The sequence below is a fragment of the Vibrio sp. ER1A genome (genome assembly GCF_000733315.1).
Taxonomy (GTDB): domain Bacteria; phylum Pseudomonadota; class Gammaproteobacteria; order Enterobacterales; family Vibrionaceae; genus Vibrio; species Vibrio mediterranei.
Genome location: NZ_JPJA01000092.1, coordinates 361,617 through 387,220, shown reverse-complemented (window position 1 = coordinate 387,220; position 25,604 = coordinate 361,617). Strand labels below are relative to the sequence as shown.

Sequence of the window (25,604 nt, the reverse complement as noted above, 5' to 3'; positions counted from 1 at the left end):
ACCTTACTCCTTCGCTTCTACTTGTTCTGGCTTAAAGATACGAATTGCCCAAATCATAAAGCCGATTAGGAAGAACGCTGAAGGTGCTAGAAGCATCATACCGTTTGGCTGATACCAACCACCGTTACTTACTAGTGGTAGAACTTCCAAACCAAACAGCTTACCAGAACCAAGAAGTTCACGGAAAAACGCAACTGTTAACAATACGAAACCGTAACCTAGGCCGTTACCAATACCATCGATGAATGACGGTAGTGGCTCAGATTTCATTGCAAATGCCTCTGCACGACCCATTACGATACAGTTAGTAATGATCAAGCTTACGAAAACTGAAAGCTGTTTTGAAATATCATAAAGATACGCTTTCAAAACTTGGTCAACCACGATTACCAATGATGCGATAATCGCCATTTGTACGATGATACGCACACTGTTTGGCATGTGGTTACGAATAAGAGAAACGAATAAGTTAGACAGAGCAGTTACAAAAATAACCGCGATCGTCATAACAAATGCTGTCTCTAGTTTGGTGGTCACTGCCAATGCAGAACAAACACCAAGAACCTGTAACGCAATCGGGTTGTTATCCAACACCGGTGCGAGCAAGCTCTTCTTCATTTCTTTAGCATCAGACATTAGTTTAGACCTCCGTCACGAACGTTTGCTAGGAATGGACCAAAGCCCATATTGCCCAACCAGAAGTCGAAAGTACCTTGAACGCCGTTAGCTGTCAGTGTTGCACCAGATAGGCCATCAACACCGTGCTCAGAACCTTCAGGAGCACCACCTTTCACGATCTTAATCGCTGGCTTGAAGTTATCATCATAAAGCTTCTTGCCAACAAACTGAGCGCGCCAAGTTGGGTTTTCAACTTCACCGCCTAATCCTGGGGTTTCACCTTGTTCATAGTAAGTAATACCGTTAACAGTATTACCATCAGTTTGAACTGCTACGAACGCATACATCATAGACCATAGACCATTACCGTGAACTGGTAGAATTACGCTTGTCACTTTGTCGTCTTGCTTAACTAAGTACACAGTACCGATGTTTGCACGACGTAGGATCTTAGCTTTGTCTTCATCAGCAGTTAGACGAATAGACTCAGCTGGGTCTTTAGCTGCACGACGCTGATCGTAAGTTTCTGCGTCACCTTCAACAAATTTACCAGTGTTGAAATCAACCAAACGAGGTTCGATGTACTCATGGTAAAGGTCTGCAACAGAACCTTCAGCTTTGATGCCAGCTACTTCAACAATCTTTGACTGTTTATCTAGCTTAGCGTTAGCAACTTGTTTGTCTTTTAGAAAAACGGCTGCGGTCGATACAACGATTGAGCACACTAAGCTCAACGCGATAACAACAAACAGCGTCTTTTTAATGCTATCGTTATTACTTGCCATAGCGTGCTTCTCTCCGTTTAACGTTCTTCTCGATCACAAAGTGGTCGAATAGCGGTGCGAACAAGTTAGCAAATAGAATTGCTAGCATCATACCTTCTGGGTATGCAGGGTTCACAACACGGATCATGACACACATAGCGCCAATCAAAATACCGTAAGCCCACTTACCTTTATTAGTGAACGAAGCCGATACTGGATCCGTTGCCATAAAGAACATACCGAATGCGAAGCCACCTAGCACTAGGTGCCAATGCCAAGGCATTGCAAACATTGCATTAGTATCTGAGCCAACAACGTTGAATAGCGTCGCCACAGCAACCATACCAACCATAACACCTGCGATAATGCGCCATGAAGCAATGCCCATGTAAACAATCATCGCTGCACCGATCATAAGTGCAAGTGTCGATACTTCACCAATTGAACCAGGGATGTTACCAATGAACGCGTCCATCCAAGTGATCGTTTGACCAGTAATGTTGTTGATAAGTGCGCCTTCGCCGCCTTGTGCCCATTGGCTTAGAGCCGTCGCGCCAGAGAAGCCATCTGCTGCAACCCATACCACGTCACCCGAGATTTGTGCTGGGTACGCAAAGAATAGGAAAGCACGTCCAGCTAGAGCTGGGTTAAGGAAGTTACGGCCTGTACCACCAAAGATCTCTTTTGCTACAACAACACCGAAGGTAATACCTAGGGCTGCTTGCCAAAGAGGGAGAGTTGGTGGAACAATCAGTGCGAACAGAATAGAAGTTACAAAGAAACCTTCGTTAACTTCGTGCTTGCGCACCATACAGAACAAGACTTCCCAGAAACCACCAACAATGAATACTGTCGCGTAGATTGGTAGGAAGTAAGTTGCACCAAGTAGCATCTTACTGCCCCAACCCGCATCAGTCCCTAGCGTTCCGCCAAGACCTTGAGTTAGCCAATAGTGCCAGTTGCCATCGATAACGCCCGCAAGCTCAGCGCCAGCGTAAAGATGGTTAAGTGCCATAATTGCTTGGTTACCCGCATTGTACATACCCCAGAACATTGCTGGGAATACTGCGAACCAAACCATGATCATGATGCGTTTTAGGTCAACGCTATCACGGACATGCGAGCTGCGCTTCGTGACCAGACCTGGCGTGTAGAATAGCGTTGCCGCTGCTTCGTACAGTGCAAACCACTTTTCATGTTTGCCGCCTGGTTCGAAATGATGCTCGATATCCTCGATGAATTTCTTAAGCATGGATTACCCTTCCTTCTCAATATTGTCTAGGCACTCACGGAGGAGTTGACCATATTCGTACTTACCTGGACAAACAAAGGTGCATAGCGCCAAATCTTCTTCATCTAGTTCAAGAGCACCAAGACGCTGAGCGCTGTCCTGATCACCTGCACATAGATCACGAAGTAATAACGTTGGCTCCATATCTAGAGGCATTACTTTCTCGTAGTTGCCGATTGGAACCATTGCACGATCACTACCGTTAGTCGTAGTTGTCATGTTGAACAACTGACCTTTGAATAGGTGACCTAGGAACGAACGAGTAATTGAGAACTTGTTCTTACCTGGTGTTGCCCAACCAAACAGTTCTTTATCACGACCTTCGCGCAATACAGAAACTTGTTGATGGTAACGACCTAGATAAGCGTGTGGACCAGAAGCTTGAGTACCAGACAGTACTGAACCAGAAATGATTCGTACTTCACCAGGCATCAACTCGTTGTTAGTCACATCATCTAGGCTTGCACCTAGTTGAGTTCTGACTAAACGAGGGTTATTAACTACTGGACCAGCAAGTGAAATCACACGATCTGTATAGATTTCGCCAGTGGTGAAGAGCTTACCGAATGCAATCACATCTTGATAATTAATGCTCCAAGCAACGTTATTCACGCTAACTGGATATAGGAAATGCATGTGAGTGCCAACAAGACCAGCAGGGTGTGGACCATTGAAAACATGCTCTTCGACATTGGATTGATTTGAGCGAGGTAGACTCGTTCCTTTTTTGCAGACGTAAACTTTGCCTTCTGTCAATTTAGACAGAATATCAAGACCTGCAACGAACGCTTCTTTTTGCTCATTGATAACCAATTCAGGCTCAGCCGCAAGTGGATTAGTATCCATTGCAGTTACGAAAATCGCTTGAGTCGTTGAATCGATCGCCGGTACCTTGCTAAACGGACGAGTACGCAACGCAGTCCACATACCTGATTCAACCAGTTGAGTTTTGATCACTTCGCGATCAAGACCTGCTAGTTGGTCAGCTGTGTAGCTATCGAAAGTAACTTGCTCGTCACCTGCCACTTCAATCACAACAGATTGTAGGACACGCTTCGCGCCACGGTTAACTTCAATAACCTTACCGCTTGCTGGAGAAGTGAACTTAACACCAGGGTTCTTTTTATCTTCAAAAAGAACCTGACCTTTTTTCACTTCATCACCCACGCGAGCATGCATTGTTGGACGCATACCCACGTACTCTTCGCCAAGCAAGGCGACTTTAGTGATGGACTTACCATCATTAATCACCTGGGATGGAGTTCCTGCGATAGGAAGATCCAAGCCCTTCTTTATTGTAATCATACGCACTTGCACTACTTTTATCGGGAAAAAGATTCTTTAAAATTGCGTAACATATAGACACGACATTGAGTGTCTAACCTTGGTTTTATTAGCACCAAGGCAGCAACATCACTTTAACAATCTCGTCATAGAATCACTGCGAGATTTTTCTGGTGCGGTAGTTTAGCATCATTTGCAAAGGGGATGCCATGATGAATCCCTGCAAAGGGGTCATTATTTCGAAACTTTTGCTATCTCTAGGGTTGCGAATATGTATAACTTTGACCAATCGCACAAAGTCTTATTAACCCTTTTGAAAATAAGCGATTGCCCCATTCATATCCTGAAACATTCCTCACTAACAAAAACACATAACATTATATGTTGACACGCTGTTAATGATTTACCACCAAAGTGGTAGTAAATCCATCAAACACTTACGCAAAAATAACTAAGGTTTATCGTTGACGTGTGTGATTGTTACTGAAGCGCTATGGCCTGCACCAAAACTAGAAAGAGTATAGAGCTATTTACCGCCGCCTGCGCAATTAGGACTGTTTGGGGCTAGTTGATTCTCTTTTGTCCACTCTTCTGGTGTATAAGTATGGATTGCTAAGGCATGAACAGGGCCTGCCAATTCATCTGCTAAGACCGTGTTTATTTTTCGGTGCCTTGCAATAAGACGCTCACCATTAAAGCAATCGCTGACAACAATTACTTTAAAATGACTCTCTGACCCTGGAGGGACATTATGCATATTGCTTTCGTTGCGAACGTCTAAGAATGTGGGGTTGAAAGTCTGATGGAGCTTTTGCTCGATGGTTTGTTGAATCATCTTACTTCCTTGGGCTGTAACTATTTATTTTTATTTAGACGGTAAAGTATATACTTTACTTAATCAAGAATCTTCCCTTAAATCATATTCGCCTTGGCGAAAGTTCCGAGATTTTGTCAAAATACAACCATTGTCACCAAATCACAGCATTATGAAGACTGAATTAAACCTATTTGAGCGCTCATATTCACTATTTCGTTTCCCTAAACTCAACAATGAACAACTTCAAGCTTGGGATGCTGGAGACGAATACCTGATTCAAAATTTTGAAGAGCTAAAACTGCCTACTGGCTCTAACATTCTGATTCTTAACGACAGTTTTGGTGCCCTAAGTTGCTGGTTTTCAGAACAGCATAAGGTGACTACAATCAGTGATTCTTTTATCTCTCATCAGGGCATTAAGCATAATTTAGCGCTTAACCATTGCAAATCCATCGATCTTCGAGCCTCAACCGATGAATGGCCGCAACAGGTAGATATCGTGTTGATGCAGATTCCCCGTAACAATCGTTACTTGGCATGGCAACTCAACCAAATTGCCTTAAAGTACAGAGATAACTGCTCGCTCATTGCCGTGAACAAAGCAAAAGAGATCCATAGTTCTACTCTTAAGATTTTTGAAAAATATGCGGGACACACCACAACTTCACTCGCTTGGAAAAAGCATCGTTTGGTGTTTTCAGATCTGAATAGCGTGCATCAAGAGAGTATTGACCCTTATACAACTTGGCCAGTATCAGTGCATAAATTGGTACTTTCTAACTTACCAAATGTATACTCCGGGGAAAGTCTTGATTTGGGTGCGCGGTTTATCCTAGAACATCTTAAGAGCAACACCAAATATCAAGATATCGTGGATTTGGGGTGCGGTAATGGCGTATTAACACTGAAGCTAAAGCAACTCAATCCTCAAGCAAATATCACAGCTATCGACGAAAGCTTTATGGCGGTGAAGTCAGCTCATCACAACCTAACTTTAAACAACCTCGCTCTCGATGGTTGTGAGTTTGTGGCGAATAATTGTCTAGACGGTTTCCAGGCAAATAGTCAAGATTTGGTAGTTTGCAACCCACCTTTCCATCAACAACAAGCGGTGACCGATCACATTGCGTGGCAAATGTTCTGTGATGCTAAGCAAGTTCTTCGAGATACAGGGGAGTTAATGGTTATCGGCAATCGTCATCTAGGCTACGATAAAAAACTAGCGCGACTCTTTGGCAAACACAATGTAAAACTTGTCGCATCTAACGCCAAATTTGTTATTTTACAGGCAACTAAGTAAAGTTTGAGTCATTGTTGCTGCTAATAGTCATATAGCTTAACAAGAATCGGATAATATTCATCATGAAGTCCAAACGGACTTCATAACTTTACTCGTCATTTTGAAGAGTGTGAAAAGGAATAATCAATGAGAAAGCTCGTTCTGGCTGCTTCAGTCGTTTTACTTGCTGCATGTGCAAGTCCTCAAAAAGAACAGATTAATTTTGCGCCTACCGCGGCAACCAGCGCTGCCAAGATCGTTGAAGGTAAGGCGATGTCCATCTCTAGCCAAGATGTCCGTACTGCGCAATACGTAGCTTTACTGGATAACGGTCGAGCGAACATCACCCCTGTACATACTCGACAAAATGTTCGCATTGGTATCGAGAACGCCCTAGTTAACCAATTCTCTTCAGAAGGTTATCAGGTTACCGTAAACAGTAAGAACACACTAAAAGTTGAAATCCAAGAAGCATTAGTATCGGTCAAGCATACCGTGATGGAGAATGACATGAACGCGACGGTCATTCTTGAGCTGACGGCGGAAAATGAACAAGGTAAATTGGTGAAAACCTACACAGGGACAGCAAAGCGTTCTGGCTTAATGAGTGCTTCTAACGAAGAGATCGAAACCGTACTTAATGACACCGTAAACCTTGTTTTAAAAGAAATTGCTAACGATACTGAGCTACAAGATTACATGAAGGAACGTTTCTAATGATGAAAACACTTGTCGCCTCTCTAGCACTGATCGCTACTAGCGTTTTTGCAGGACCAAAAGTAGAAGTCGAAACAAATTTGGGCTCATTCATCGTAGAGTTGAACCAAGAGAAAGCACCTATCACGGTAGAAAACTTCTTAACCTATGTTGAAGATGGCAGTTACGTAAATAGTCAATTTCACCGCGTAATTCCGGGATTTATGGCACAAGGTGGTGGTTTTGATAGCAAGTTTAACCGCTTACCGGTTAACGCCCCAATCAAAAATGAAGCTTCAAACGGACTGGATAATGACGCGGCAACCATAGCCATGGCTAGAACCCAAGATCCAAACTCTGCAACACGTCAGTTCTTTATTAATTTCGTTGATAATGACTTCTTGAATTACAGCGTGACGAACCCGGGTTATGCTGTGTTTGGTCAAGTTATTGAAGGCTTTGATGTAGTTCAAAAAATGGCGCAGAAACCAACCCGTAGCGTTCGTGGTATGCGAGATGTTCCAATGGAGCCAATCGTCATTACTAAAATGGAAATTATTCAGTAACTTAGCATTAAAAAGTTGATTCAATATTGATAGTCAACTAAACCCATAGCTTGATAGCATAGTTCGTCATTTGAACTGGCTATCAACATTTTGGGATAAAGGGAGCGCAATTGTGGAACAAAAAATGACGTGGTTAAACACGGTCAAAAGCTATTGGGATAAACGACTGCTCTGGGTCTTTATGTTGGGATGCTCAAGTGGCTTTCCATGGGTTCTGATTGGCTCTAATATGTCTGGATGGCTAAAAGATGCAGGTTTAACTCGTGCTGCCATCGGATATTTTGGTTCTGTTTTTGCTGTCTATGCCATCAACTTTTTGTGGGCTCCATTAGTCGATAGGGTAAAATTGCCTGTCCTGCATTCAGCCCTCGGTCAACGTCGTAGTTGGATATTCTTGTGTCAGAGCTTCATTCTGGTTGCTACCTTATTCATTGCAGGTGTTAACCCCGCCAATGATTTGATGTTTACGTCAATGCTCGCTTTGTGTATCGCGATTTCATCAGCGACACAAGATATTGCTATCGATGCATTTCGTATCGACACCTTCCCGAAATCTGAGTCGAACAAGCTACCCCAAGCATCAGCTATGGCTGTGATTGGTTGGTGGACAGGCTACTCGTTACCTGGCTACCTGGCGTTTATCAATGCCGACTCAATGGGATGGAATGGCGTCTACTACGGCATGGCCGGTATCGTTGCTATTTTGATGCTATTTACTCTTCTCGTAGGAGAGCCAACAACCGCAAGGGATAAATTGCAAGCTGAAGCCGAGAAGCGCCATGAGAAAGTGGTTGGCAACCCAGTAATTAGCTGGCTATCAGTTACTGTTATTGAACCTTTTCTCGACTTCTTTCGCCGTAATGGTGTTCAGGTCGCGATTACCCTACTGTTGTTTGTTTTCTTGTTTAAGATCGGCGAAGCCTTCTTAGGCAGAATGTCAATTCCGTTCTACAAAGAGATCGGTTTTAGTAACGAGCAAATTGGCTACTATTCCAAACTCATTGGCTGGGGCGCAACCATATTATTTACACTATTGGGCAGCATGTTCAACGTGCGTTTTGGTATTGTAAAAGGGTTGATGATTGGCGGTATCGCGATGAGTGCCAGTAATTTGATGTTTGCATGGATCGCGAAGGTTGGTCCGAGTGAGCACCTGTTCTTAGCAACCATTTTAGTGGACAACTTTACTACCGCCTTCTCCACTGTTGCCTTCGTTTCGTTCCTTACCGTACTAACGGGACAGGCTTTCTCGGCGACACAATACGCCCTATTGGCCTCTTTGGGTAACTTCGGTAGAACTACCTTGGCTTCATTTAGTGGGGAATTGGTTGATGCGCTAAATGACTGGGCCCTATTCTTTGTCATTACATCGCTAATGGTTATTCCCAGTCTTATTATGCTGTATTCATTAAGGCACTATTTTGCCGACCTCTTGGATAAAGCACGCGAAAGAGACCGACAAGAAATCAAAGAAGATAAGTTAGCTGAATAGTTGAAATAAAAAAGAGCCTCAAATTTACGTTGAGGCTCTTTCCTTTGCGATATGACCCTATCTTGCACCTAGGGATACATCCCCTTCCCAAACATATTAAATACTCTTGCTACGCCTTGGGTAAAGATCATTGGCTCGGTTAGGATCGACAGGCACAAACAATCTTGTCCTTCAACGGTCTGAGGCGCATGTTTAGTTTCTCCGTCTTCACGAATGAAATCACCAACATGATATTCGCCGTTTTCATCTTTAAAACTACCGTGTAATACAAGTGTTGATTCAAACCCTTTGTGGGTGTGCTGGGGCACCTGAACGCCTTGGTTGATGTAGAGTAGACTTACCCTACATTCCTCATCAACATCAATTGTTGACGTAAACACCTTGCCGCCATAACTGCGCCATTCACTCATCCTTTCTACGAGAGGAGCTATCGTCGCCGGAACCATAAACTCTTTGCCATCTACCTGAACCTTGCCGGGTTTTCTCGCCTTGGGTTTAGAATAGTCAGCGTCAAGGGTCATTATATCGTCAAGCATGTTGGAAAAAACCATCTCCAAATCTTTTGAAGATTTTTCTTCCTTCGAACTTAAAAGCATCATAGCTTCGCCTGCTTCTGCTTCAAATTTCATCACTTTGGAGCGACATTCTGAGCAGGTCTCAATGTGAGAGGCGATTGCTGCACCGTGCGCAGAATCTATCTCACCCGTCGCATAAAGCTTTAATAATTCTGAACTAGGGTGATGACTCATATCAATTTGCCTCCATTGAATGTCGAAGTTTCTCCACTGCCAATCTCAACCGCGATTTAACAGTCCCCAACGGAATGTTGAACATTTCAGCAACCTGTTGGTGAGGTAACTCTTCCAAATAAACCGCTTGCACTACTTCCCTCTGAGCTTTGGGTAACTCATCCAAAAACCTAATTATCTGTTCTTTCAAACGATCAGTTTCTGGCGAATAGTGTTCGACAAAATCTGGTGGGCAATAGTCTGTAGGCCAGATGTCGTCAGCATGGACATGCAGCTCTTTACCCTTTTGCTTGCGGAGCATATCGAAACATAAGTTGCGCGCAATGGTGTAAATCCAAGTCGACAACGAACTTTTCGATCCATCAAACAAATGTGCTTTTTGCCAGACCGTCGCCATAGTTTCTTGAACCATTTCAATGGCCACTTGCTCATTGCCCATATGCTTGTAAGTAAATTGCTTCAAGCGAGGAGTGAAATAGTTAAACAGGTTGGCAAAGGCACTTTTGTCCCTCTGCTTAACCCGTTCCATACATTCTGCCCATTCTTGCTTACTAAGGGCTTGGGGACTATCTAATGTCATGCCTTGTATCCCTAGTGTTCCAGATGATCCAAATCTCTTCCTAATAACTACGTCGAATTTACAGCAAAGATCACTGCAGTTTAACAAATATTTAGTGTCGAGTTGCATTATCAGCGTCGTCGCTACGAAACGCTTCCCCCAAAAATGACAACGTAGCCGAGCAGTCCTGCTGTGTTACGAGATGTTCGAAGTGATGACACTCTAGTGGCAGTACTTCCAACCATCTCTGACTGACCCAAGCTGCGTCGTCAAAAAAGCGATGCAGGTACAAGTCGCCAATTTGAGGAAACTTTTCGTAGACGTGCTGGAGACGCTCACCGATGAACTGGTCTTCATCACTCAAATTTGTCGGAGGCCAACTCTCTATCCAACTGACTTGGGCTTGGCGCAAACCATCTTCTTCAGACTCGACATGGTGAATCTGAAATTTGCGTATCCCAGACACGGTGACGCCAAGCATCCCATCATCAAGACTCTCAAAATCGACGATACTGACGTATGTGCCTACAGATGAAACGTTACTGGGGATAGCTCCCGCGGATGCACTGATCAAGCAGACGCCGAAACCTGATTCATTTTTCAGACACTCCGTTACCATGCGCTTGTAACGAGGTTCAAAAATCCTGAGCCTCATTTTTCCCTCAGGCAACACCACTGAGCGCAACGGAAACAACTTTAACTGCGTCATCATAGTTCCTTTCAGTTTTCGATACCCTTTCTACGTTAACTCACTAAATACGATCAGAACCAAAATATGTTAACAACTATCGAAATTTTGTTATCACACAGATCGACAATATTGATTAAATTGTAGGCTATTTATAAAAGTTCCCATCTACCGCTAGTATTTGTGATTACTCTCACAAACTTTAGTAAACGTTTGCGATGTTGCACATTTACTTTGAGATATAAATCGCTATCATGCCCACCCATCGGATGAGTTCGCATGGATTCGCGGCTAATTTCAGTACAACTTAAAGAGTAGTTAACACTATGCGTAAATCACTTTTAGCTCTTGGCGTTGTTGCAGCGGTAGCTTCAGTACCAGCTTCAGCAGAATATCTATACGGTTTTGGTGGCGTTTATCTTGATCATCAGAGCTGGGATCACGGTCCTAACAAAATCGATAACGGTGCAGTGGGTGACCAACGTAACCAATTTGTACTAGGTATTGAAGGTGGCGCTGGCTTCACTTGGGGCGAGATCTACGGCTTCTACGATCGCGAAAGTGTTGAGAAAAGTGCATCAGAGCAAAAGAACTCATTCAAAGGTACTGCGCACATTTACTTAGGTGATACTGGCGTATCGTTATACGGTCAGGTTTACCACCACGATAACCCAGCTCAAAGTGAAACCAACCGCGTTCTGGGTCTTGGTTATACGGCTCTACAAGGTGATAACTGGTTCTTCAAACCGTGGATTGGTGTTCACGACATCACCTCTTGGGACTCTTTCAACAACGTTGATGATGGCATGAGCCAAAACATCAACGGTCGCAATGGCTATATGGCAGGTTGGACTGCACGCTATGGTTTCGAAGCATTCGGTCAAAACTTCTCGTTCGTTAACTGGAACGAAATCGAATTTGACCGCAACGATGAATACGCTAAAGCCCAAGGCGGTAAGACAGGCCTTAATGGTGCATTATTGTTTAACTGGCACGCAACAGAGCACCTAACAGCAGCAATTCAGTATCGTTACTTCCAAAACAAACTTGGTGTTTGGGGTTCAACAGACTACGAACAGCACTACGGTGATGCAATCATCTACCGTCTACAATACAACTTCTAATTCTTCGAAGTTAGATAAAATGGCGCTGCGGCGCCATTTTTTGTATCACCAACTCGCTAACATAGCTTTCGAAAACCACAGCTAAATTTGCTATTCTTCTACCCTCTCTTTCCACGATTACATAGCTATTGTGAATATTACTATTTTAGGCCCCGGCGCCATTGGCTCTTTGTACGCTTATAAGCTTCATCAGGCAGGGCATCGAGCTTCGGTTTGGGGGCGTTCACCTCAAGATACCGTAGTCATCGAGCTAGATGGTGGTAGTGCTATCCACTTACCCAATTGCGATATCACCTCACTTCAAGCGAGTGATCTTGTTATCGTTACATTGAAAGCATGGCAAGTGGAATTGGCTTTAAAGCCACTACTTAAACATTTAAATAGCGATACCATTTTACTCTTTCTTCACAATGGTATGGGCACCGTTGAGCACTTAGAAACCGCCATTAATCACCACCCAGTGTTACTTGGTACTTCTACTCACGGCGCGCTTAAACTATCAAGTTCACAAGTACGCCATACCGGCCTTGGCCAGACCTTTATTGGGGCCTGGAATGACAAAGGTTCACGTTGTTCCTTTATCGCCGACGTTCTCGACCATGCTTTTAAACCAGTAGTTTGGAATTCTGAAATTCAAACTGCACTATGGAGCAAACTTGTTATTAACTGCGCCATAAACCCATTAACAGCTATCAACAACTGTCAAAATGGTGGACTCGCTCATAAAGATTATCAGCAACAGATCGCCATGGTAGTGCGCGAAGCAACTGAGTGTGCAAACAAAGTGGGAGTGACTCTTAAAGCAGAAGAGATGTTGGATACCGTCTACAAAGTCATCCATGCCACTGCGCAAAACTACTCATCCATGCATCAAGACATTTATAATAAAAGACAAAGCGAAATTGATTATATTACCGGCTATGTGGTCTCTATTTCAAAGCGATACGGTATTGCTGTTCCCACCAACCTAGCCCTGTATCATCAAATTAAACAGATCGAATCAAGTTGGAATCAACATGACTAAGAAAATCCTTGTTCCCATAGCGCCAGGCACCGAAGAGATGGAAGCGATTACCATCATCGACATTATGGTGCGTGCAGGTTTCAACGTGACCGTCGCTAGCGCGGCATTTGATGGCGCGCTGACGATGAAAGCGTCACGTGGTGTCACCCTGACTGCGGATTGCAGGCTGGTCGATGTCGCCGATGAAGAGTTCGATGTTATCGCCTTACCAGGCGGTGTAGGCGGCGCCGAAACATTTCGAGACAGCACATTATTAGTCGAAATGGTTCGCCAACACCAATACGACGGCAAACTGGTTGGTGCTATCTGCGCAGCTCCTGCATTGGTGTTGCAACATCACCAGCTTTACCCAAATGCGCTGATGACTGGCCACCCAAGTTTTCAATCACATATCCCAGAAAACCGCTGGCGCAGCAAACGAGTAACAATTGATATCAACCACAACCTGATCACAAGCCAAGGTCCAGGAACCGCCCTCGAATTTGCGATTGAAATTATCATCGCCTTATGTGGTAAAGAAAAAGCCTGGCAAGTGGCTGAGCCAATGATCACAAACCCGACTCTTCACTACCATAAAATGGGTAAATACGATGAGTGAGTTACTCAACATTCGGGCCCAGTTCCCAGCTATTGATGGCGATTTGGTTTATCTGGACAGTGCCGCAACGACACAAAAACCGCAAGCTGTAATCGACTGTATCACGCAGTATTATGGTAACCAAAACGCCAACGTCCATCGCGGTTCCCATTCACTCACCGCGGTTGCAACCGAGCGCTTTGAAGCAGCGAGAGAAACCGTGGCACGCTTTATTAATGCGGCTTCCAGTAAAGAGATCATCTGGACACGAGGGGCAACCGAAGCACTCAATCTTATCGCACAGACTTACGCTCGAAGCACCCTACAACCAGGGGACGAGATTCTGGTTTCTGAGATGGAACATCATGCAAATATTGTCCCGTGGCAAATCGTTGCTGAGCAAACTGGCGCGAAGGTTGTTAAGATTCCAATAACACCAGAATGTCACTTTGATCTTAATGCGTTTGAGGCGCTACTCAGCCCGAGAACGAAAATTGTCGCCACTACGCAAGTCACTAATGTTACTGGAACTGCTCTACCGCTGGATAAGATTGTAACGCTAACCCGGGCTAACACCGATGCCATTATCATAGTCGACGGTGCGCAAGGTATTGTTCATCAGCAAACGGATGTACAAGCGTTGGATGCTGATTTCTACGTCTTTTCAGGACATAAACTGTATGCACCAGCTGGTATTGGGGTGCTGTATGGCAAGCTAGCCCTACTGGAAGCTATGCCGCCTTGGCATGGTGGTGGCAAGATGGTGGAAAAAGTGTCTTTTGAAGGCACCACATTTAGTCAACTACCCGGAAAGTTTGAAGCTGGGACTCCGAATGTGGCAGGAGCCTTAGCACTAGCTTGTGCCATAGATTGGCTATCAAGCTATGACCGTCAACTACTGGAGAGTCACATCAGTGACCTACAACATCAAGCTTTTCAGGGTTTGAGCGCCTTAGAGGATATTCGCATCATTGGTTACCAACCTGGTGCAAGCGTCATCACTTTTGTGATGGATGGCGTTCACCATCAAGATATCGCCACGCTGTTAGATCAACAGAACATTGCATTAAGAGCTGGTCATCACTGTGCTCACCCATTAATGGATGCGCTTGGTGTGAAGGGAACAGTTCGAGCATCTTTTGCTATTTACAACACAAAAGAAGATGTAGAGAGATTTCTTATCGCACTAACTAAAGCGGTGGATATGCTGTAACGATAACGTTTCAAACTTCAACAACATCGCTTCAATAATAAGGTCGACTAACGAATGTGAGTCGACCTTATTTATAATCAATTACTCTGACGCTTTAGACTTAATGACATCAACAATGGCTTTCAAGCCATTACCGCGAGATGGACTAAGATGATTGATGAGGTTTAACTGTGCGAAATACTCATCCAAGTCGAACGCCAATATTTGCTCCGATGTTTTACCATTGAAAGCTGCCAAAACGATAGCGATCAAGCCACGAACGATTCGCGCATCAGAATCTGCCTGAATCTGCCATTTGCCCTCTTGCTGGGTAAGTACTAACCATACTGAGCTTTCGCAGCCAGCAACTAGAACCTGATCCTGCTTGAGAGATTCATCCAATACTGGCAACTTCTTACCCCACTGAATAACCTGTCGATAGCGATCTTCCCAACCTTTCAATTGAGCCATGGCGTCAACAACATCTTGTGCGTTGATTTCCAATCCAAATGGGTTGTTGTTATCTGATGACATAAGCTGCCTCTATTTCTGCGCGTATTTCTGAATAAGCTTTTCAACGATACGAGACACCGCAACAAAGCCAAATGTCGCTGTCACTACCGTAGCCGCGCCAAAACCACTTGCACAATCCATACGTTTTGGCCCTTCCGCCGTGGACTTCACTCCACAGACAGAACCATCAGCTTGAGGGTATTTAAGCTGCTCCGTAGAAAATACGCAGTCAATGCCAAACTTACGTGCAGGGTTCTTACTGAAGTTGTGATGACGACGCAAAGTGTCTTTGAGTTTCTTAGCTAACGGGTCTTGAATCGTTTTTGTCAGATCCGCCACCATAATTTGTGTTGGATCGGTCTGTCCACCAGCTCCACCAGTGGTCACAACTTTGATTTTGTTGCTACGACAGTAGGCCAATAGCGCTGCCTTAGGTTTAATGCTGTCAATGGCATCCAGTACATAGTCAAAGTCTTTACTGATGTATTCCGAGACATTGTCTGCTGTAATAAAGTCATCAATCAAATTAACTTTGCATTCGGGGTTAATCAATTTTACCCGCTCAGCCATAACTTCAATTTTGCTCTGACCAACAGTACCTGACATCGCATGGATTTGGCGGTTAATGTTGGTCACACAAACGTCATCCATATCGATAAGAGTCAGCTCACCCACGCCAGTTCTTGCAAGCGCTTCAACCGCCCATGAACCCACACCACCAATTCCTACCACACAAATATGCGCCGCACGTAAGATCTCGACCTCACTGTTGCCGTATAGTCTGCGCGTGCCGCCAAATCTTTGATTGTAGCTATCAGAAGCTGGTTGGTTAAGTTCTCGCATGGGTTACCTAACTTGTCTCGGAGAAAAAAGAAAGAGTGCGATTTATACGCACTCTTAGTAAAAAGGTCAACTATGTACGAAACACGCTCGTACTATTTTCTCAATGTTACTTTTTCTCAGGTGGCAATGCCCATGGACTCTCTGTCGCCGAGTTTTCTAGGCCAAGCTTCCAAACTCGACCAAAGTGCTTATAGTGACCAGCCTGTGTACCTGCAAAATCACCCATCCCATGATATAGGTCGAAGTGGTTTCCTTTTACCGCCCCACCGGTATCAAGCACAATCAATAGACGTAATTCATGGGCACCGCTCCACGTACCATCCGCATTCAACAGAGGTACTTCTGCGAGGATTGGTGTTCCCATTGGAAATGCTGAGCGATCACCCGCTACCGACGCCATTGGCAATAATGGAATGCCAGCCGTACCCGTCACCGGTGCGGCATCTTGAGGCTGGAAGAACACATACGAGGTATTTTGCTCTAGTAGCTCTTGCACGGTCTGCTCATCTTGCTGCATCACCCAATCTTTGATGGCTTTAAGCGACATCTTTTCTTTTGGTACTTCACCGCGTTCAATAAGCACACGTCCGATACTCACGTATGCCTTGTTGTTTTTGCCGGCGTAGGCGAAATATTCGAGCGTGTCATCATCTTCAAAATGAACAAAGCCACTACCCTGCACTTCCATAATGAATGGATCAATCAAGTTGCTTGCATAGCCAAGCTCTAAACCTTGACCATTAAGCGCACCACCGTAGATTTCAGCTCGAGTTGGGCAGTCTTGCGAACAATCTGGTAAGGCATAGACCGGATAGCGGAAGGTTTCATCTGGCTTGTGACGCAGTTCCATCACTGGCGAAAAATAGCCTGTAAATAACACATTACCTTTGTTATCGCCGCCACCTAATTGGGCCGCTTGCACACCAAAATTTGCCAGTTGCGCTGGATCGCCACTTTGGATAGCCCACGCCTCTAGTTGCTCATACAAAGGCTGATAGATTTTAGCCATCGACGGCGACTTCTTAATCACTTCATCTGCCTGACTTGCAAAAGAGTTGAAGTTTCTAGGTTGGTTCGACTCGATAACTTCGGTCTTGTTAAGCAGTTTGGTAAATTCGCCACCTTGATATTGCTGAGCGCGGTCAGTTTGTGCGCAGCCAAATACGAGCAATACAGAGGCGAGAGGCAGAATACGTTTGATCAAGTTAGTCATCCCTTATTTGTGGTGCATTCAGGATGGCAAACTCTTTAAAAAAGCGCAATAAAACCGAACGTTATAGTAGGTTGTTTTTGTGTTTTCCTGACAAAACAAAGACGGGATTGTAATGAGTCGGTGATAATTGCCTCAATTCCGTTTTAGCTTCATTAAGAATGTGATAACGATACAAGGTAGGACCAACATAGAATGACAATTCATCACGAGTAAGCTCAAAGTCTGTCGCAACTACTCGGTTATCGATAACCACTTTATCAGGAGTAAGCTCGAAGGAATCTCTAGCAAAAGGAGCCGCATCTCTTTCGTACCAAACACCGTACACGGCCTGTTTTGGATTCGCATGAGATTGATAACGGTCATACAAGTCTTGATATAATCCTAATACTGCTAAGCTACCGACTAACGCCAGCACGATTAAGGTTCGTTCCAACCACTTATTGGGTTTTAGTCTCGCTGCCGGTACTGCTTTGATTCCGACTGCACCGCTTTGCTTACCGCTACTCATACCAAGCCTTACCATTTATCGACAGCGCCATATTGTCACTGCAAATCCAATCATGCAACTCATCACCTAAACTGCGCAAATTAAACCTTGCGCAACACTGAATAAAAAGTCATTATTTCAACATAAATAAACCAAGAGTAAGCCGCGTGAAGATTCGTAGTACCGCCTTAGTTAAAGGATTTAGGCAGTCCACACCTTATGTTAATGCACACCGTAACAAGACCATGGTCATTATGTTAGGTGGCGAAGCGTTTTCCGATAAAAACTTCACCAATATCGTCAGCGACATTGCCTTACTGCACAGCCTCGGTGTCAAACTGGTTCTCGTCCACGGCGCGAGACCACAGATAAACCAATTACTGGAGCAAAATGATTGCCATTGTCCTTACCACAAGGGAACACGTGTCACGACGGAAAAATGTCTCGATTACGTGATGCAAGCGACGGGAAGATTGCAACTCGACATCACCGCTCGCCTGTCTATGAGTCTTAATAATACTCCTATGGCAGGCAATCAACTTAACGTCATCAGTGGCAACTTCGTTATCGCGCAACCTCTTGGAGTCGATAATGGCATCGACTACTGTCACAGTGGGCGAGTCCGTCGTATCGATATCCAAGGAATCAACCAAGTACTCGATCAAGGTTCTATTGTACTTCTTGGTCCGGTTGCCGGCTCTGTCACAGGCGAAACTTTTAACCTTCTCTCAGAAGAAGTGGCGACCCAAGTCGCTATAAAATTAAATGCCGATAAATTAATTGGTTTTTGTTCCGAGCAAGGCGTGCTGGATGAAAATGGAAATGCTATTGCAGAACTATTCCCTGCCGAGGTCAATCAACTTATCGAGCAGTTCGAGGATAAAGAACGCGTTAACGAGGGTGAAAGCAGCGGTACGCTACGTTTTTTACGTGGCGCTCAGTCGGCTTGTCGCGCGGGTGTTCCTCGTTGTCACCTTATCAGCTATAAAATTGATGGCGCATTGATACAAGAGCTATTCTCTCTTGACGGTATCGGAACGCAAATAGTCATGGCCAGTGCCGAACAAGTTCGACAGGCCGATATTGATGATATTGGCGGTATTTTTGATTTGATTCGCCCGCTTGAAGAAAAAGGTATTTTAGTTCGTCGTTCGCGCGAGCAACTTGAGCAGGAAATCCATCAGTTTACCATCATAGAAAAAGATGGGTTGATCATTGGCTGTGCGGCACTTTATCCATATCTACATGAAAAGATGGCAGAAATGGCCTGTGTCGCTATTCATCCCGATTATCGTGATGGCAACCGTGGCGTGTTATTACTCAATCACATGAAACAACAATCAAAGATGAAAGGGATAGAGCAGATTTTTGTGCTAACCACTCATAGCTTGCACTGGTTTAGAGAACAAGGATTCTTAGAGATCGGTGTAGAATCCCTGCCGATGGCTAAACAAGATTTGTACAACCTACAGCGCAAATCAAAGATCTTGTCTGTAGCAGTTTAATCACAGCTCGATAGCAGTCGATTTTATGAAATCGATTGCTATCAATAAAATTCACAAATTATTTTACTTCTCAAAGATTACTGTCTAAAATTCGCTCAAATCACAGGCATTTTTGTGATGGGACTCCCAAATACATAGCGCTTTTTGGGGAATGCAAGGATAGCTAGGTGTGCCACGACAACTTTAAGAGTGACATCTATGCGTACAGTTATTTGCAATTCCATTCAGAGCTTCTGGGATATGGCTGAAAACCAGTTCTTAGAAGGACACAATGTCCATTGCGTGTTTCCGGTAACTGACAAGGTAAAGTCTTTAATGAAGATTTACCAACAACAGTATCGAATCAACCAAATCACGTATTCAGAAGTCTTTAACTAAAGGCTTTGGGCATCTACCGCCATGGATGGTGGAAAACCACTCACTGTATCCCTCTCTTTCTTACGTTTTAGTTCACTAATCGCTTCGCTAAACCACTATGTCGTAACGTTTTATGGCGAATACCTCGATTCACGACTCGCTGATCAGCCACCAAAGTGAACTGTTTTTTCGCTCGAGTAATGCCAGTGTAGATAAGCTCTTTAGTCAACAAGGGCGAGAAGTCGGCTGGTAAAATCATAAACGTATGAGAAAACTCACTGCCTTGAGACTTATGAATCGTCATCGCATAAGCCGTCTCATGCTCAGGCATACGGCTCGGCAGCACAGACTTAATACTACCATCAGGCAATTCAAAAAATACTTTCAGCCTTGGTGTCTCAGCGCAATGGTCCCACATACAAATGCCGATATCACCGTTAAATAAGCCAAGACCATGATCGTTCCTTGTCACCATAACAGGGCGACCGATATACCACGCTTCATCGCCTCTTGAAATGAGTCCGCGCTGCTTTAAACGTTTTTCGATTCGCTGGTTAAGCCCCGATACCCCAAAGTCGCCTTCACGCACCGCACACAATAATCGGCTTTGGGCAAAACTGGAGAGCACCTCTCTCGCCAAACGCTGCTGCCAATGTGACAACGTTTCAGCACTTTGCAGTTCTTCTCCGTGCGGATTGGCACGCACCAATAGCGTCAGGTAACCTTTGTAAGTACGTACTAGCTTATCAACTAACTGTTGATAGCTATCCGCGCTTAAGGCTAGCCATTCAATATCATCAAATGCTTTGTTCCAGACCTGATCAAAACCGTAGCTATTTGCCGAGTTAACTTGCTTAGCCAGTTGACCGATGCCAGACCTTGCATCAAAACGATAACTTTTTTGTAGCACACACAAACTATCAACCAATGCTGAGGTGGATTTTGAAGATTCCACTTTGCCAGCTAATCGGCAATCAAACTGCGTTAACGCTTGAATCAAATCATTTTGCTGACTGCTGTAACCAAACTGAGCAAAGTCACAAATGTCCGACAACACTGCTCCGGCTTCCACTGAGGCTAGCTGGTCTTTGTCTCCAAGAAGAATAAGTCGAGCATGTGCCGGTAACGCATCCAATAGACGATGCATCATCGGCAGATCCACCATAGATGCTTCATCGAGAACCAACACATCTAAATGCAATGGGTTAGCGTTGTTATGTCGAAACTCAACGCGACCGGGGATTGCACCGAGCAAGCGATGTAGCGTGCTCGACTCCGTTGGAATTTGCTTCTTAATTTCTGGCTCCACAGTTAACGAGTCTACCGCTTTACCTATGGATTCCGTCAAACGAGCCGCCGCCTTCCCCGTTGGCGCCACCAGCTTAATTGAAGGTGATTCACCGGCTTGATTCGCCTGATGTACCATCGCAGCTAACAACTTAGTTACCGTCGTAGTTTTGCCAGTACCGGGACCACCTGATATCACCGCGAATCGACGTGTAAGCGCAACTGCGGCTGCCACTTTTTGCCAGTTTAAACACAGAGATAATGGAATAGCATCATCCAAACCTTGAAGTGCTTTTACGTTTGTCGCTTGCGTGACTATATCGTCAACATATTGCCAATCGATAGATTCCGGCTTAACCACATCGAGAAAATCGCAGATAACTTGCTGACGCATAACCTGATTATTCTGCTCTGCGGGTAGAGCAGACAAAGCGGAATAAAGATAGTGGTACTCACGCGTGAATAGGCGGTCTAACATCTTTGCGACGCTTTGCAGCCCATCTCTCTCAATGGAAATGGGTTCAGCCATGGCATGGAGGCGAGTAGCAATCGTCTGTTCAAAGTAGTAATAACGCTGTAGATATAATCTATTTTGCTGCCAAACCAATGGCGTAACCGCCGATGTCATGACTTCGTTTGGAGACAAACAGGTAACCGTTGACGCTTCCGTCATTACCTTATGCCAATCAACTTGATTCACCATCCCCTCGAGCGACTCAGCAGCTTCACCGTACAAACCGATCAAGCTTGGCATCGGCAGGGATACTTGCTCATCTGCATCAAGGTTGACGCAAATATGCCCTTGGCCTAATTGGTAACTTGTGACCGCGGCTAACCACATCAACGGATCTCGATGCTGTTGCTCAATGGAAGAGATAAACTTCGCAAACTGAAAATCCAGTGGTCTCAAGACACTTTTTTCCGCAAGATACGTGACCCATTCGGAGAGGTTTTTTAATACCATTGCCATCAGAATCCTAACCCCATTTGCTCATTTGTCTCATCCAATTGCAAAGACTCTCCTGAAATAAGCCCATCTAATGCTTCTATCATGGCTTTGTCTGGTCTAGCACTAAAAATACCGGAGTCATAGTCAGGCCTAACACCGCGTAAAAAGAGATAAAACACGCCGCCAAAGTGCTGGTCATAATCGTAATCAACGATACGGGTTTTCAAGAACCGATGCAGCGCTAATGCATAAATTTGGTATTGGAGATCATAACGATGATCAACCATAGCATTATCGAGTTGATGTTTTTGATAACGCTCCGCTTCATCACCTAAATGGTTAGATTTCCAGTCGAGCACATAGTACTTACCTTGGTGTTCGAACACTAAGTCAATAAAACCTTTAAGCATGCCTTTAACGGTGTAAAAGCCCAGTTCACTCGCCTTAGCGGATAACGCATCGTAGCGTTGTATAACACGGTTCAATGACACAGCATCAAGCACTTCAATCGGCAAAAGAAACTCCATTTCCACCAGACGTTGCGTAGAGTCCTTATCTCTTAAGTACAGCGCTTCACCATCTAGCGCCGTATTCATGACCTGATCGACAAGTTGCTGAATCACCGGTAACCATTCTGCATCGTATTGCTCTCGCTCGAGAAGCTGTCGAATAACCTCGCTATTTTGTGCTGATGTCGCGGGCTCGGTAAATTCGATTTCTTCAAACACGGTATGTAAAAACGTGCCGGGACGCGCCCCTTTAGGAAAATGAAAAATGGTTTTTTCTGGCTCCAATAACACGTCGACTTCGTGCTCTTCGGATGAATCGATATCAAGCCCAGATGCTTCAATAAACACCTCACTATCGTTGCTATGATGGCTCTGTTTTACAAGGGCTGAATAACTGGTGATTCGCCAGTCACGATCAATGGCCATTGATTGAGCTTTAGCGACGAGCTCTTCGCTTGGTTGCAGCAACTCTTGATAACGCTCCTCATCAAGCTCTGGTACCTCAGTGATAGCGATAGCTTGAGAAGCGTTGGCAAGCTGGCTGAGCGCAGAACTTAACTCGCTCACTCCCATTTCTTGACCATTTTGGATTAGATGCCCTATTGCGCTGTGATGAACTCCAGTTGGCTCCTTGGTTGAGCGGCCATTTCTCAGTGGCGCCATCCCAATAAAACAACCATAAACTGCACGAGTTAATGCCACATAGATGAGACGCAAATCTTCGGCAAGCCGCTCTTTATCGGCTTGTGCCATAGAGGCCGACGATTGACGTAGATCGAGTACCGATGATTGGCTCTCGGCATCATAATACTTAGCTTCCATCGTTTCTCGATAACTCACCACAAACGGCAAATAAACCAAGTCGTATTCCAAACCTTTTGACTTATGAATAGTGATAATCTGAACGAGATTACGCTCTGACTCTAAACGCTGAATATGCTCATCACTAGAGCCTAACCCTTGCTTGGCATCCTCTATCGCTTGTCCTAACCAACGGAGTAAGGCACTGTCGCTCTCCATATCTTGTCTTGCTGCTTGCAGCAGTTCGCCCAAGTGGAGGTAGTCGGTAAGTAATCGCTCACCACCATCAGTAGACAACAATCGGTTGGAGATTTCTCGCTTAAACAATACTGAACGCAGCATTGGTAAAATGCCACGCGATATCCATAGTTGGCGATAGTCACGAAATTCAGCAACCACTTGTTCCCAGAGATTTTCGTCATTATTGAGGCTGTCCAGTTGAACGGCAGGCAGAGCAAATAGCTGGGAGGCTAACGCACTTTTTAGCATTCTTTCATCGTCTTGATGCCAAACTGCCAGCATCAAACGCAGTAAGTCATCAGCTATTTCGCTGGTAAAAACGCTATCACGGTTGGAAAGATAAACACTAGCGATACCGCGCTCAGCCAAGGCCTGTTTAATCAACTGACCTTCATTACCGGTTCTCACCAACACGGCGATATTGCCCGCTTCAATCGCTTCGTTGTTGTCACCATTAATCAGCGCTGCTTTACCGGTTTGGGACTGGGTTAACACCTGTTTGATGTGCTGAGCGGTAGCGGCAGCCATCGTTGGTACATACTCACTTTTAGCAACGGGGGATTCCGCGTCTTGGAGCCAAAACTGCATTGCTGCTTGATGTTCACCGTCAAACTGCCACTGCATTTTACTCGCTTTAGGGCTAGCATTGACAGCATGAAACGGAATGTCATCATCGTAGAGAAAAGCAGAATCTGCCTGCTTAAACAGTGCATTAACGCCAGTGACCATACTCTCACTGGAACGCCAATTCGTACCTAACGTATAGTGGTCTTGTACCTGGTTTCGAGCTTGTATATAAGTAAAGATATCAGCTCCACGAAAACCATAGATTGCCTGTTTCGGGTCACCAATCATAAACCAACCACAGTCGGCGTGATTTAAGTACACATGACTAAATATCTGATACTGAAGCGGATCTGTATCTTGGAACTCATCAATCATCGCCACCGGAAATTGTGTTCGGATTTTTTCCGCCAGACTGTCGCCAGATTCGCTGTCCAAAGCCGCTGATAAATGGGTCAGCAAATCATCAAATGAGAGCCATTGCTTTTGTTCCTTAGCTAGAGCCAATCGCTGACGACAATGCTGAATAGCCAATGCCAACAACGAGGTTTTGAGCTCAGGTGGCTGTGCTAAGAAGGCTTCAATCTCAGTAAAGATCGCCATCGTTGGCGCGTCGCCTTTAGGCGTTTTTTCTGTAAGAACGTTTTGAGCGAATTTTTCTAATTGCGTTGGTAGGTAGTAGTCCAATGTTTCTTGTTTAGACCAATCAGTAATCGCCTCAACCCAAGTCGGCAGTGACTTTTTAGTGTAACTGCGTTTGTTTACATCCGATTGACTCACACATCCAACAATGTCGTCAGCGACCGCTAGCCATTCCGACTTAAGGGTTCGGATTCGCTGTAAATTCTGTGCATGAAGCTGGGTAATATCACTACAAGCATCGACATTTGTTAGCGACAGCGCAGGGCCTGTCAAGTAATTGGCAATGACTTTGAGTAGATCATTTGGCGTCGCCCATAGCTTTCGGACTTCACTCGCAAGCTCCAACCCCAGAGGATAAAACTGACTACGCCAAAAATCTGCGACCACTTGAGCTTTTAGTCGGCTTTCGTCGGTGATGAATTCATTATTAAATCGAGATCCAGACTCAAACGCATTTTGTGTCAGCATTCTTTGGCAGAAACCGTGGATAGTGTACACCGCCGCTTCGTCCATTTGGCGTTCTGCCTGAAGCAAAGTATCTACCGCAAAGCGATGATCTGTGATGTCATTTAGAAGAGGTTTAATGACCGGGTCGTCACTGTCACCGCGCGCAAAAGCAATTCGAGCCTGATGAATTCGAGCGCGAATACGATCTCTAAGCTCAGCCGTTGCCGCTTCAGTAAACGTTACGACTAAAATCTGGTCGACAGTTAGTGGCTGTTTATGACGACTTTGATCGCTGCCATGACCGAGAAGTAGGCGCAAATAAAGGCCCGCAATGGTAAATGTTTTACCAGTACCCGCTGACGCTTCTATTAATCTTGCACCGTGCAATGGAAACTGCATGGTGTCTAACGCTATTGGTTCATGGCTCTGTGACATGGTGTTTAAACTCAACTGTGTGATCCAACGCTTAATTCTTTAATTCTATCAATTAGATATAGCTATCATTTATACAGGGTGCGATCGCATTC

The 25,604-nt window shown here is 44.7% G+C and carries 24 protein-coding genes; 10 read left to right on the top strand and 14 right to left on the bottom strand.

Annotation, left to right across the window (positions count from 1 at the left end; genetic code table 11):
* Positions 1-3: 3 nt before the first annotated feature.
* The 5 genes from HW45_RS20185 to bolA form a co-directional block, all read right to left on the bottom strand.
* Positions 4-636, bottom strand: a complete 633-nt coding sequence (locus HW45_RS20185; protein ID WP_038229248.1) for an NADH:ubiquinone reductase (Na(+)-transporting) subunit D — start codon at positions 634-636, stop codon at positions 4-6.
* Positions 636-1,403, bottom strand: a complete 768-nt coding sequence (locus HW45_RS20180) for a Na(+)-translocating NADH-quinone reductase subunit C (RefSeq protein ID WP_038229246.1) — start codon at positions 1,401-1,403, stop codon at positions 636-638. Before HW45_RS20180 ends, HW45_RS20185 begins: the two co-directional genes overlap by 1 nt.
* Positions 1,393-2,634 carry an NADH:ubiquinone reductase (Na(+)-transporting) subunit B gene (locus HW45_RS20175; protein WP_006075186.1) on the bottom strand — a complete coding sequence of 414 codons (1,242 nt, stop codon included), beginning with the start codon at positions 2,632-2,634 and terminating at the stop codon, positions 1,393-1,395. The genes HW45_RS20180 and HW45_RS20175 overlap by 11 nt, the downstream gene beginning before the upstream one ends.
* A gap of 3 nt (positions 2,635-2,637) precedes the next feature.
* Entirely contained in the window at positions 2,638-3,978 is a 1,341-nt protein-coding gene (locus HW45_RS20170; protein ID WP_006075187.1) for a Na(+)-translocating NADH-quinone reductase subunit A, read from the bottom strand.
* A gap of 505 nt (positions 3,979-4,483) precedes the next feature.
* Positions 4,484-4,792 (bottom strand): transcriptional regulator BolA, encoded by a 309-nt coding sequence (gene bolA, locus HW45_RS20165; protein WP_006075188.1) that lies wholly within the window; start codon positions 4,790-4,792, stop codon positions 4,484-4,486.
* Between the two features lie 151 nt (positions 4,793-4,943).
* Between bolA and HW45_RS20160 the strand changes: the two genes are divergently transcribed.
* From HW45_RS20160 to HW45_RS20145, 4 genes are all read left to right on the top strand, one after another.
* Positions 4,944-6,074 carry a methyltransferase gene (locus tag HW45_RS20160; RefSeq protein WP_038229243.1) on the top strand — a complete coding sequence of 377 codons (1,131 nt, stop codon included), beginning with the start codon at positions 4,944-4,946 and terminating at the stop codon, positions 6,072-6,074.
* 126 nt (positions 6,075-6,200) lie between these two features.
* Positions 6,201-6,770: a YajG family lipoprotein gene (locus HW45_RS20155; protein ID WP_038229240.1), complete on the top strand. Its 570-nt coding sequence runs from the start codon at positions 6,201-6,203 to the stop codon at positions 6,768-6,770.
* The gene (locus HW45_RS20150; protein ID WP_081875865.1) at positions 6,770-7,315 is read left to right on the top strand and encodes a peptidylprolyl isomerase; all 546 of its coding nucleotides are present in this window, start codon (positions 6,770-6,772) and stop codon (positions 7,313-7,315) included. The genes HW45_RS20155 and HW45_RS20150 overlap by 1 nt, the downstream gene beginning before the upstream one ends.
* 124 nt (positions 7,316-7,439) lie before the next feature.
* On the top strand, positions 7,440-8,807 hold the full coding sequence (locus HW45_RS20145; RefSeq protein ID WP_038229659.1) for an AmpG family muropeptide MFS transporter: 1,368 nt from the start codon (positions 7,440-7,442) through the stop codon (positions 8,805-8,807).
* A 68-nt stretch (positions 8,808-8,875) separates the two neighbouring features.
* Here HW45_RS20145 and HW45_RS20140 read toward each other — a convergent pair whose 3' ends face one another.
* The 3 genes from HW45_RS20140 to HW45_RS20130 all read right to left on the bottom strand — a co-directional run bounded on the left by HW45_RS20140 (position 8,876) and on the right by HW45_RS20130 (position 10,824).
* The gene (locus HW45_RS20140; protein WP_038229238.1) at positions 8,876-9,556 is read right to left on the bottom strand and encodes a ChrR family anti-sigma-E factor; all 681 of its coding nucleotides are present in this window, start codon (positions 9,554-9,556) and stop codon (positions 8,876-8,878) included.
* Position 9,557: 1 nt separating this feature from the next.
* Positions 9,558-10,136, bottom strand: coding sequence for an RNA polymerase sigma factor (locus HW45_RS20135; RefSeq protein ID WP_038229236.1), 579 nt, complete (start codon positions 10,134-10,136; stop codon positions 9,558-9,560).
* Positions 10,137-10,227: 91 nt separating this feature from the next.
* Positions 10,228-10,824 carry an LON peptidase substrate-binding domain-containing protein gene (locus tag HW45_RS20130; RefSeq protein ID WP_038229234.1) on the bottom strand — a complete coding sequence of 199 codons (597 nt, stop codon included), beginning with the start codon at positions 10,822-10,824 and terminating at the stop codon, positions 10,228-10,230.
* A gap of 305 nt (positions 10,825-11,129) precedes the next feature.
* Between HW45_RS20130 and HW45_RS20125 the strand changes: the two genes are divergently transcribed.
* The 4 genes from HW45_RS20125 to csdA all read left to right on the top strand — a co-directional run bounded on the left by HW45_RS20125 (position 11,130) and on the right by csdA (position 14,741).
* Entirely contained in the window at positions 11,130-11,927 is a 798-nt protein-coding gene (locus tag HW45_RS20125; protein WP_038229231.1) for an outer membrane protein OmpK, read from the top strand.
* Positions 11,928-12,057: 130 nt separating this feature from the next.
* Complete coding sequence (panE, locus tag HW45_RS20120; protein WP_038229229.1) at positions 12,058-12,951, top strand: 2-dehydropantoate 2-reductase; 894 nt, start codon at positions 12,058-12,060, stop codon at positions 12,949-12,951.
* Complete coding sequence (locus HW45_RS20115) at positions 12,944-13,549, top strand: DJ-1 family glyoxalase III (RefSeq protein WP_006071112.1); 606 nt, start codon at positions 12,944-12,946, stop codon at positions 13,547-13,549. Before panE ends, HW45_RS20115 begins: the two co-directional genes overlap by 8 nt.
* Positions 13,542-14,741: a cysteine desulfurase CsdA gene (gene csdA / locus HW45_RS20110; RefSeq protein WP_038229227.1), complete on the top strand. Its 1,200-nt coding sequence runs from the start codon at positions 13,542-13,544 to the stop codon at positions 14,739-14,741. The genes HW45_RS20115 and csdA overlap by 8 nt, the downstream gene beginning before the upstream one ends.
* Before the next feature lie 81 nt (positions 14,742-14,822).
* Here the strand turns inward: csdA and csdE are convergent, their stop codons facing one another.
* From csdE to HW45_RS20090, 4 genes are all read right to left on the bottom strand, one after another.
* Entirely contained in the window at positions 14,823-15,254 is a 432-nt protein-coding gene (gene csdE, locus HW45_RS20105; protein WP_031494092.1) for a cysteine desulfurase sulfur acceptor subunit CsdE, read from the bottom strand.
* Positions 15,255-15,263: 9 nt separating this feature from the next.
* Positions 15,264-16,076, bottom strand: coding sequence for a tRNA cyclic N6-threonylcarbamoyladenosine(37) synthase TcdA (gene tcdA / locus HW45_RS20100; RefSeq protein WP_006071107.1), 813 nt, complete (start codon positions 16,074-16,076; stop codon positions 15,264-15,266).
* Positions 16,077-16,182: 106 nt separating this feature from the next.
* Entirely contained in the window at positions 16,183-17,280 is a 1,098-nt protein-coding gene (mltA, locus tag HW45_RS20095; protein WP_038229658.1) for a murein transglycosylase A, read from the bottom strand.
* 70 nt (positions 17,281-17,350) lie between these two features.
* Positions 17,351-17,797 (bottom strand): DUF2850 domain-containing protein, encoded by a 447-nt coding sequence (locus HW45_RS20090; protein WP_051868243.1) that lies wholly within the window; start codon positions 17,795-17,797, stop codon positions 17,351-17,353.
* 146 nt (positions 17,798-17,943) lie between these two features.
* On the opposite strand from HW45_RS20090, the gene argA reads away from it, so the two are divergent.
* Positions 17,944-19,281 (top strand): amino-acid N-acetyltransferase, encoded by a 1,338-nt coding sequence (argA, locus tag HW45_RS20085; protein WP_038222242.1) that lies wholly within the window; start codon positions 17,944-17,946, stop codon positions 19,279-19,281.
* 198 nt (positions 19,282-19,479) lie between these two features.
* Positions 19,480-19,659, top strand: a complete 180-nt coding sequence (locus HW45_RS29020; RefSeq protein ID WP_006071100.1) for a hypothetical protein — start codon at positions 19,480-19,482, stop codon at positions 19,657-19,659.
* A 67-nt stretch (positions 19,660-19,726) separates the two neighbouring features.
* On the opposite strand, the gene recD is transcribed toward HW45_RS29020, so the two are convergent.
* Both recD and recB read right to left on the bottom strand, forming a co-directional pair.
* The gene (gene recD / locus HW45_RS20080) at positions 19,727-21,895 is read right to left on the bottom strand and encodes an exodeoxyribonuclease V subunit alpha (protein WP_038229224.1); all 2,169 of its coding nucleotides are present in this window, start codon (positions 21,893-21,895) and stop codon (positions 19,727-19,729) included.
* Entirely contained in the window at positions 21,895-25,512 is a 3,618-nt protein-coding gene (recB, locus tag HW45_RS20075) for an exodeoxyribonuclease V subunit beta (protein WP_038229221.1), read from the bottom strand. Before recB ends, recD begins: the two co-directional genes overlap by 1 nt.
* Positions 25,513-25,604: the final 92 nt, after the last annotated feature.

Excerpts from the sequence above, each read along its gene's own strand:
- HW45_RS20185 (WP_038229248.1), bottom strand. The coding sequence starts at position 636 with ATGTCTGATGCTAAAGAAATGAAGAAGAGCTTGCTCGCACCGGTGTTG.
- HW45_RS20180 (WP_038229246.1), bottom strand. The coding sequence starts at position 1,403 with ATGGCAAGTAATAACGATAGCATTAAAAAGACGCTGTTTGTTGTTATC.
- HW45_RS20175 (WP_006075186.1), bottom strand. The coding sequence starts at position 2,634 with ATGCTTAAGAAATTCATCGAGGATATCGAGCATCATTTCGAACCAGGC.
- HW45_RS20170 (WP_006075187.1), bottom strand. The coding sequence starts at position 3,978 with ATGATTACAATAAAGAAGGGCTTGGATCTTCCTATCGCAGGAACTCCA.
- bolA (WP_006075188.1), bottom strand. The coding sequence starts at position 4,792 with ATGATTCAACAAACCATCGAGCAAAAGCTCCATCAGACTTTCAACCCC.
- HW45_RS20160 (WP_038229243.1), top strand. The coding sequence starts at position 4,944 with ATGAAGACTGAATTAAACCTATTTGAGCGCTCATATTCACTATTTCGT.
- HW45_RS20155 (WP_038229240.1), top strand. The coding sequence starts at position 6,201 with ATGAGAAAGCTCGTTCTGGCTGCTTCAGTCGTTTTACTTGCTGCATGT.
- HW45_RS20150 (WP_081875865.1), top strand. The coding sequence starts at position 6,770 with ATGATGAAAACACTTGTCGCCTCTCTAGCACTGATCGCTACTAGCGTT.
- HW45_RS20145 (WP_038229659.1), top strand. The coding sequence starts at position 7,440 with ATGACGTGGTTAAACACGGTCAAAAGCTATTGGGATAAACGACTGCTC.
- HW45_RS20140 (WP_038229238.1), bottom strand. The coding sequence starts at position 9,556 with ATGAGTCATCACCCTAGTTCAGAATTATTAAAGCTTTATGCGACGGGT.
- HW45_RS20135 (WP_038229236.1), bottom strand. The coding sequence starts at position 10,136 with ATGACATTAGATAGTCCCCAAGCCCTTAGTAAGCAAGAATGGGCAGAA.
- HW45_RS20130 (WP_038229234.1), bottom strand. The coding sequence starts at position 10,824 with ATGACGCAGTTAAAGTTGTTTCCGTTGCGCTCAGTGGTGTTGCCTGAG.
- HW45_RS20125 (WP_038229231.1), top strand. The coding sequence starts at position 11,130 with ATGCGTAAATCACTTTTAGCTCTTGGCGTTGTTGCAGCGGTAGCTTCA.
- HW45_RS20115 (WP_006071112.1), top strand. The coding sequence starts at position 12,944 with ATGACTAAGAAAATCCTTGTTCCCATAGCGCCAGGCACCGAAGAGATG.
- csdA (WP_038229227.1), top strand. The coding sequence starts at position 13,542 with ATGAGTGAGTTACTCAACATTCGGGCCCAGTTCCCAGCTATTGATGGC.
- csdE (WP_031494092.1), bottom strand. The coding sequence starts at position 15,254 with ATGTCATCAGATAACAACAACCCATTTGGATTGGAAATCAACGCACAA.
- tcdA (WP_006071107.1), bottom strand. The coding sequence starts at position 16,076 with ATGCGAGAACTTAACCAACCAGCTTCTGATAGCTACAATCAAAGATTT.
- HW45_RS20090 (WP_051868243.1), bottom strand. The coding sequence starts at position 17,797 with ATGAGTAGCGGTAAGCAAAGCGGTGCAGTCGGAATCAAAGCAGTACCG.
- HW45_RS29020 (WP_006071100.1), top strand. The coding sequence starts at position 19,480 with ATGCGTACAGTTATTTGCAATTCCATTCAGAGCTTCTGGGATATGGCT.
- recD (WP_038229224.1), bottom strand. The coding sequence starts at position 21,895 with ATGGCAATGGTATTAAAAAACCTCTCCGAATGGGTCACGTATCTTGCG.
- recB (WP_038229221.1), bottom strand. The coding sequence starts at position 25,512 with ATGTCACAGAGCCATGAACCAATAGCGTTAGACACCATGCAGTTTCCA.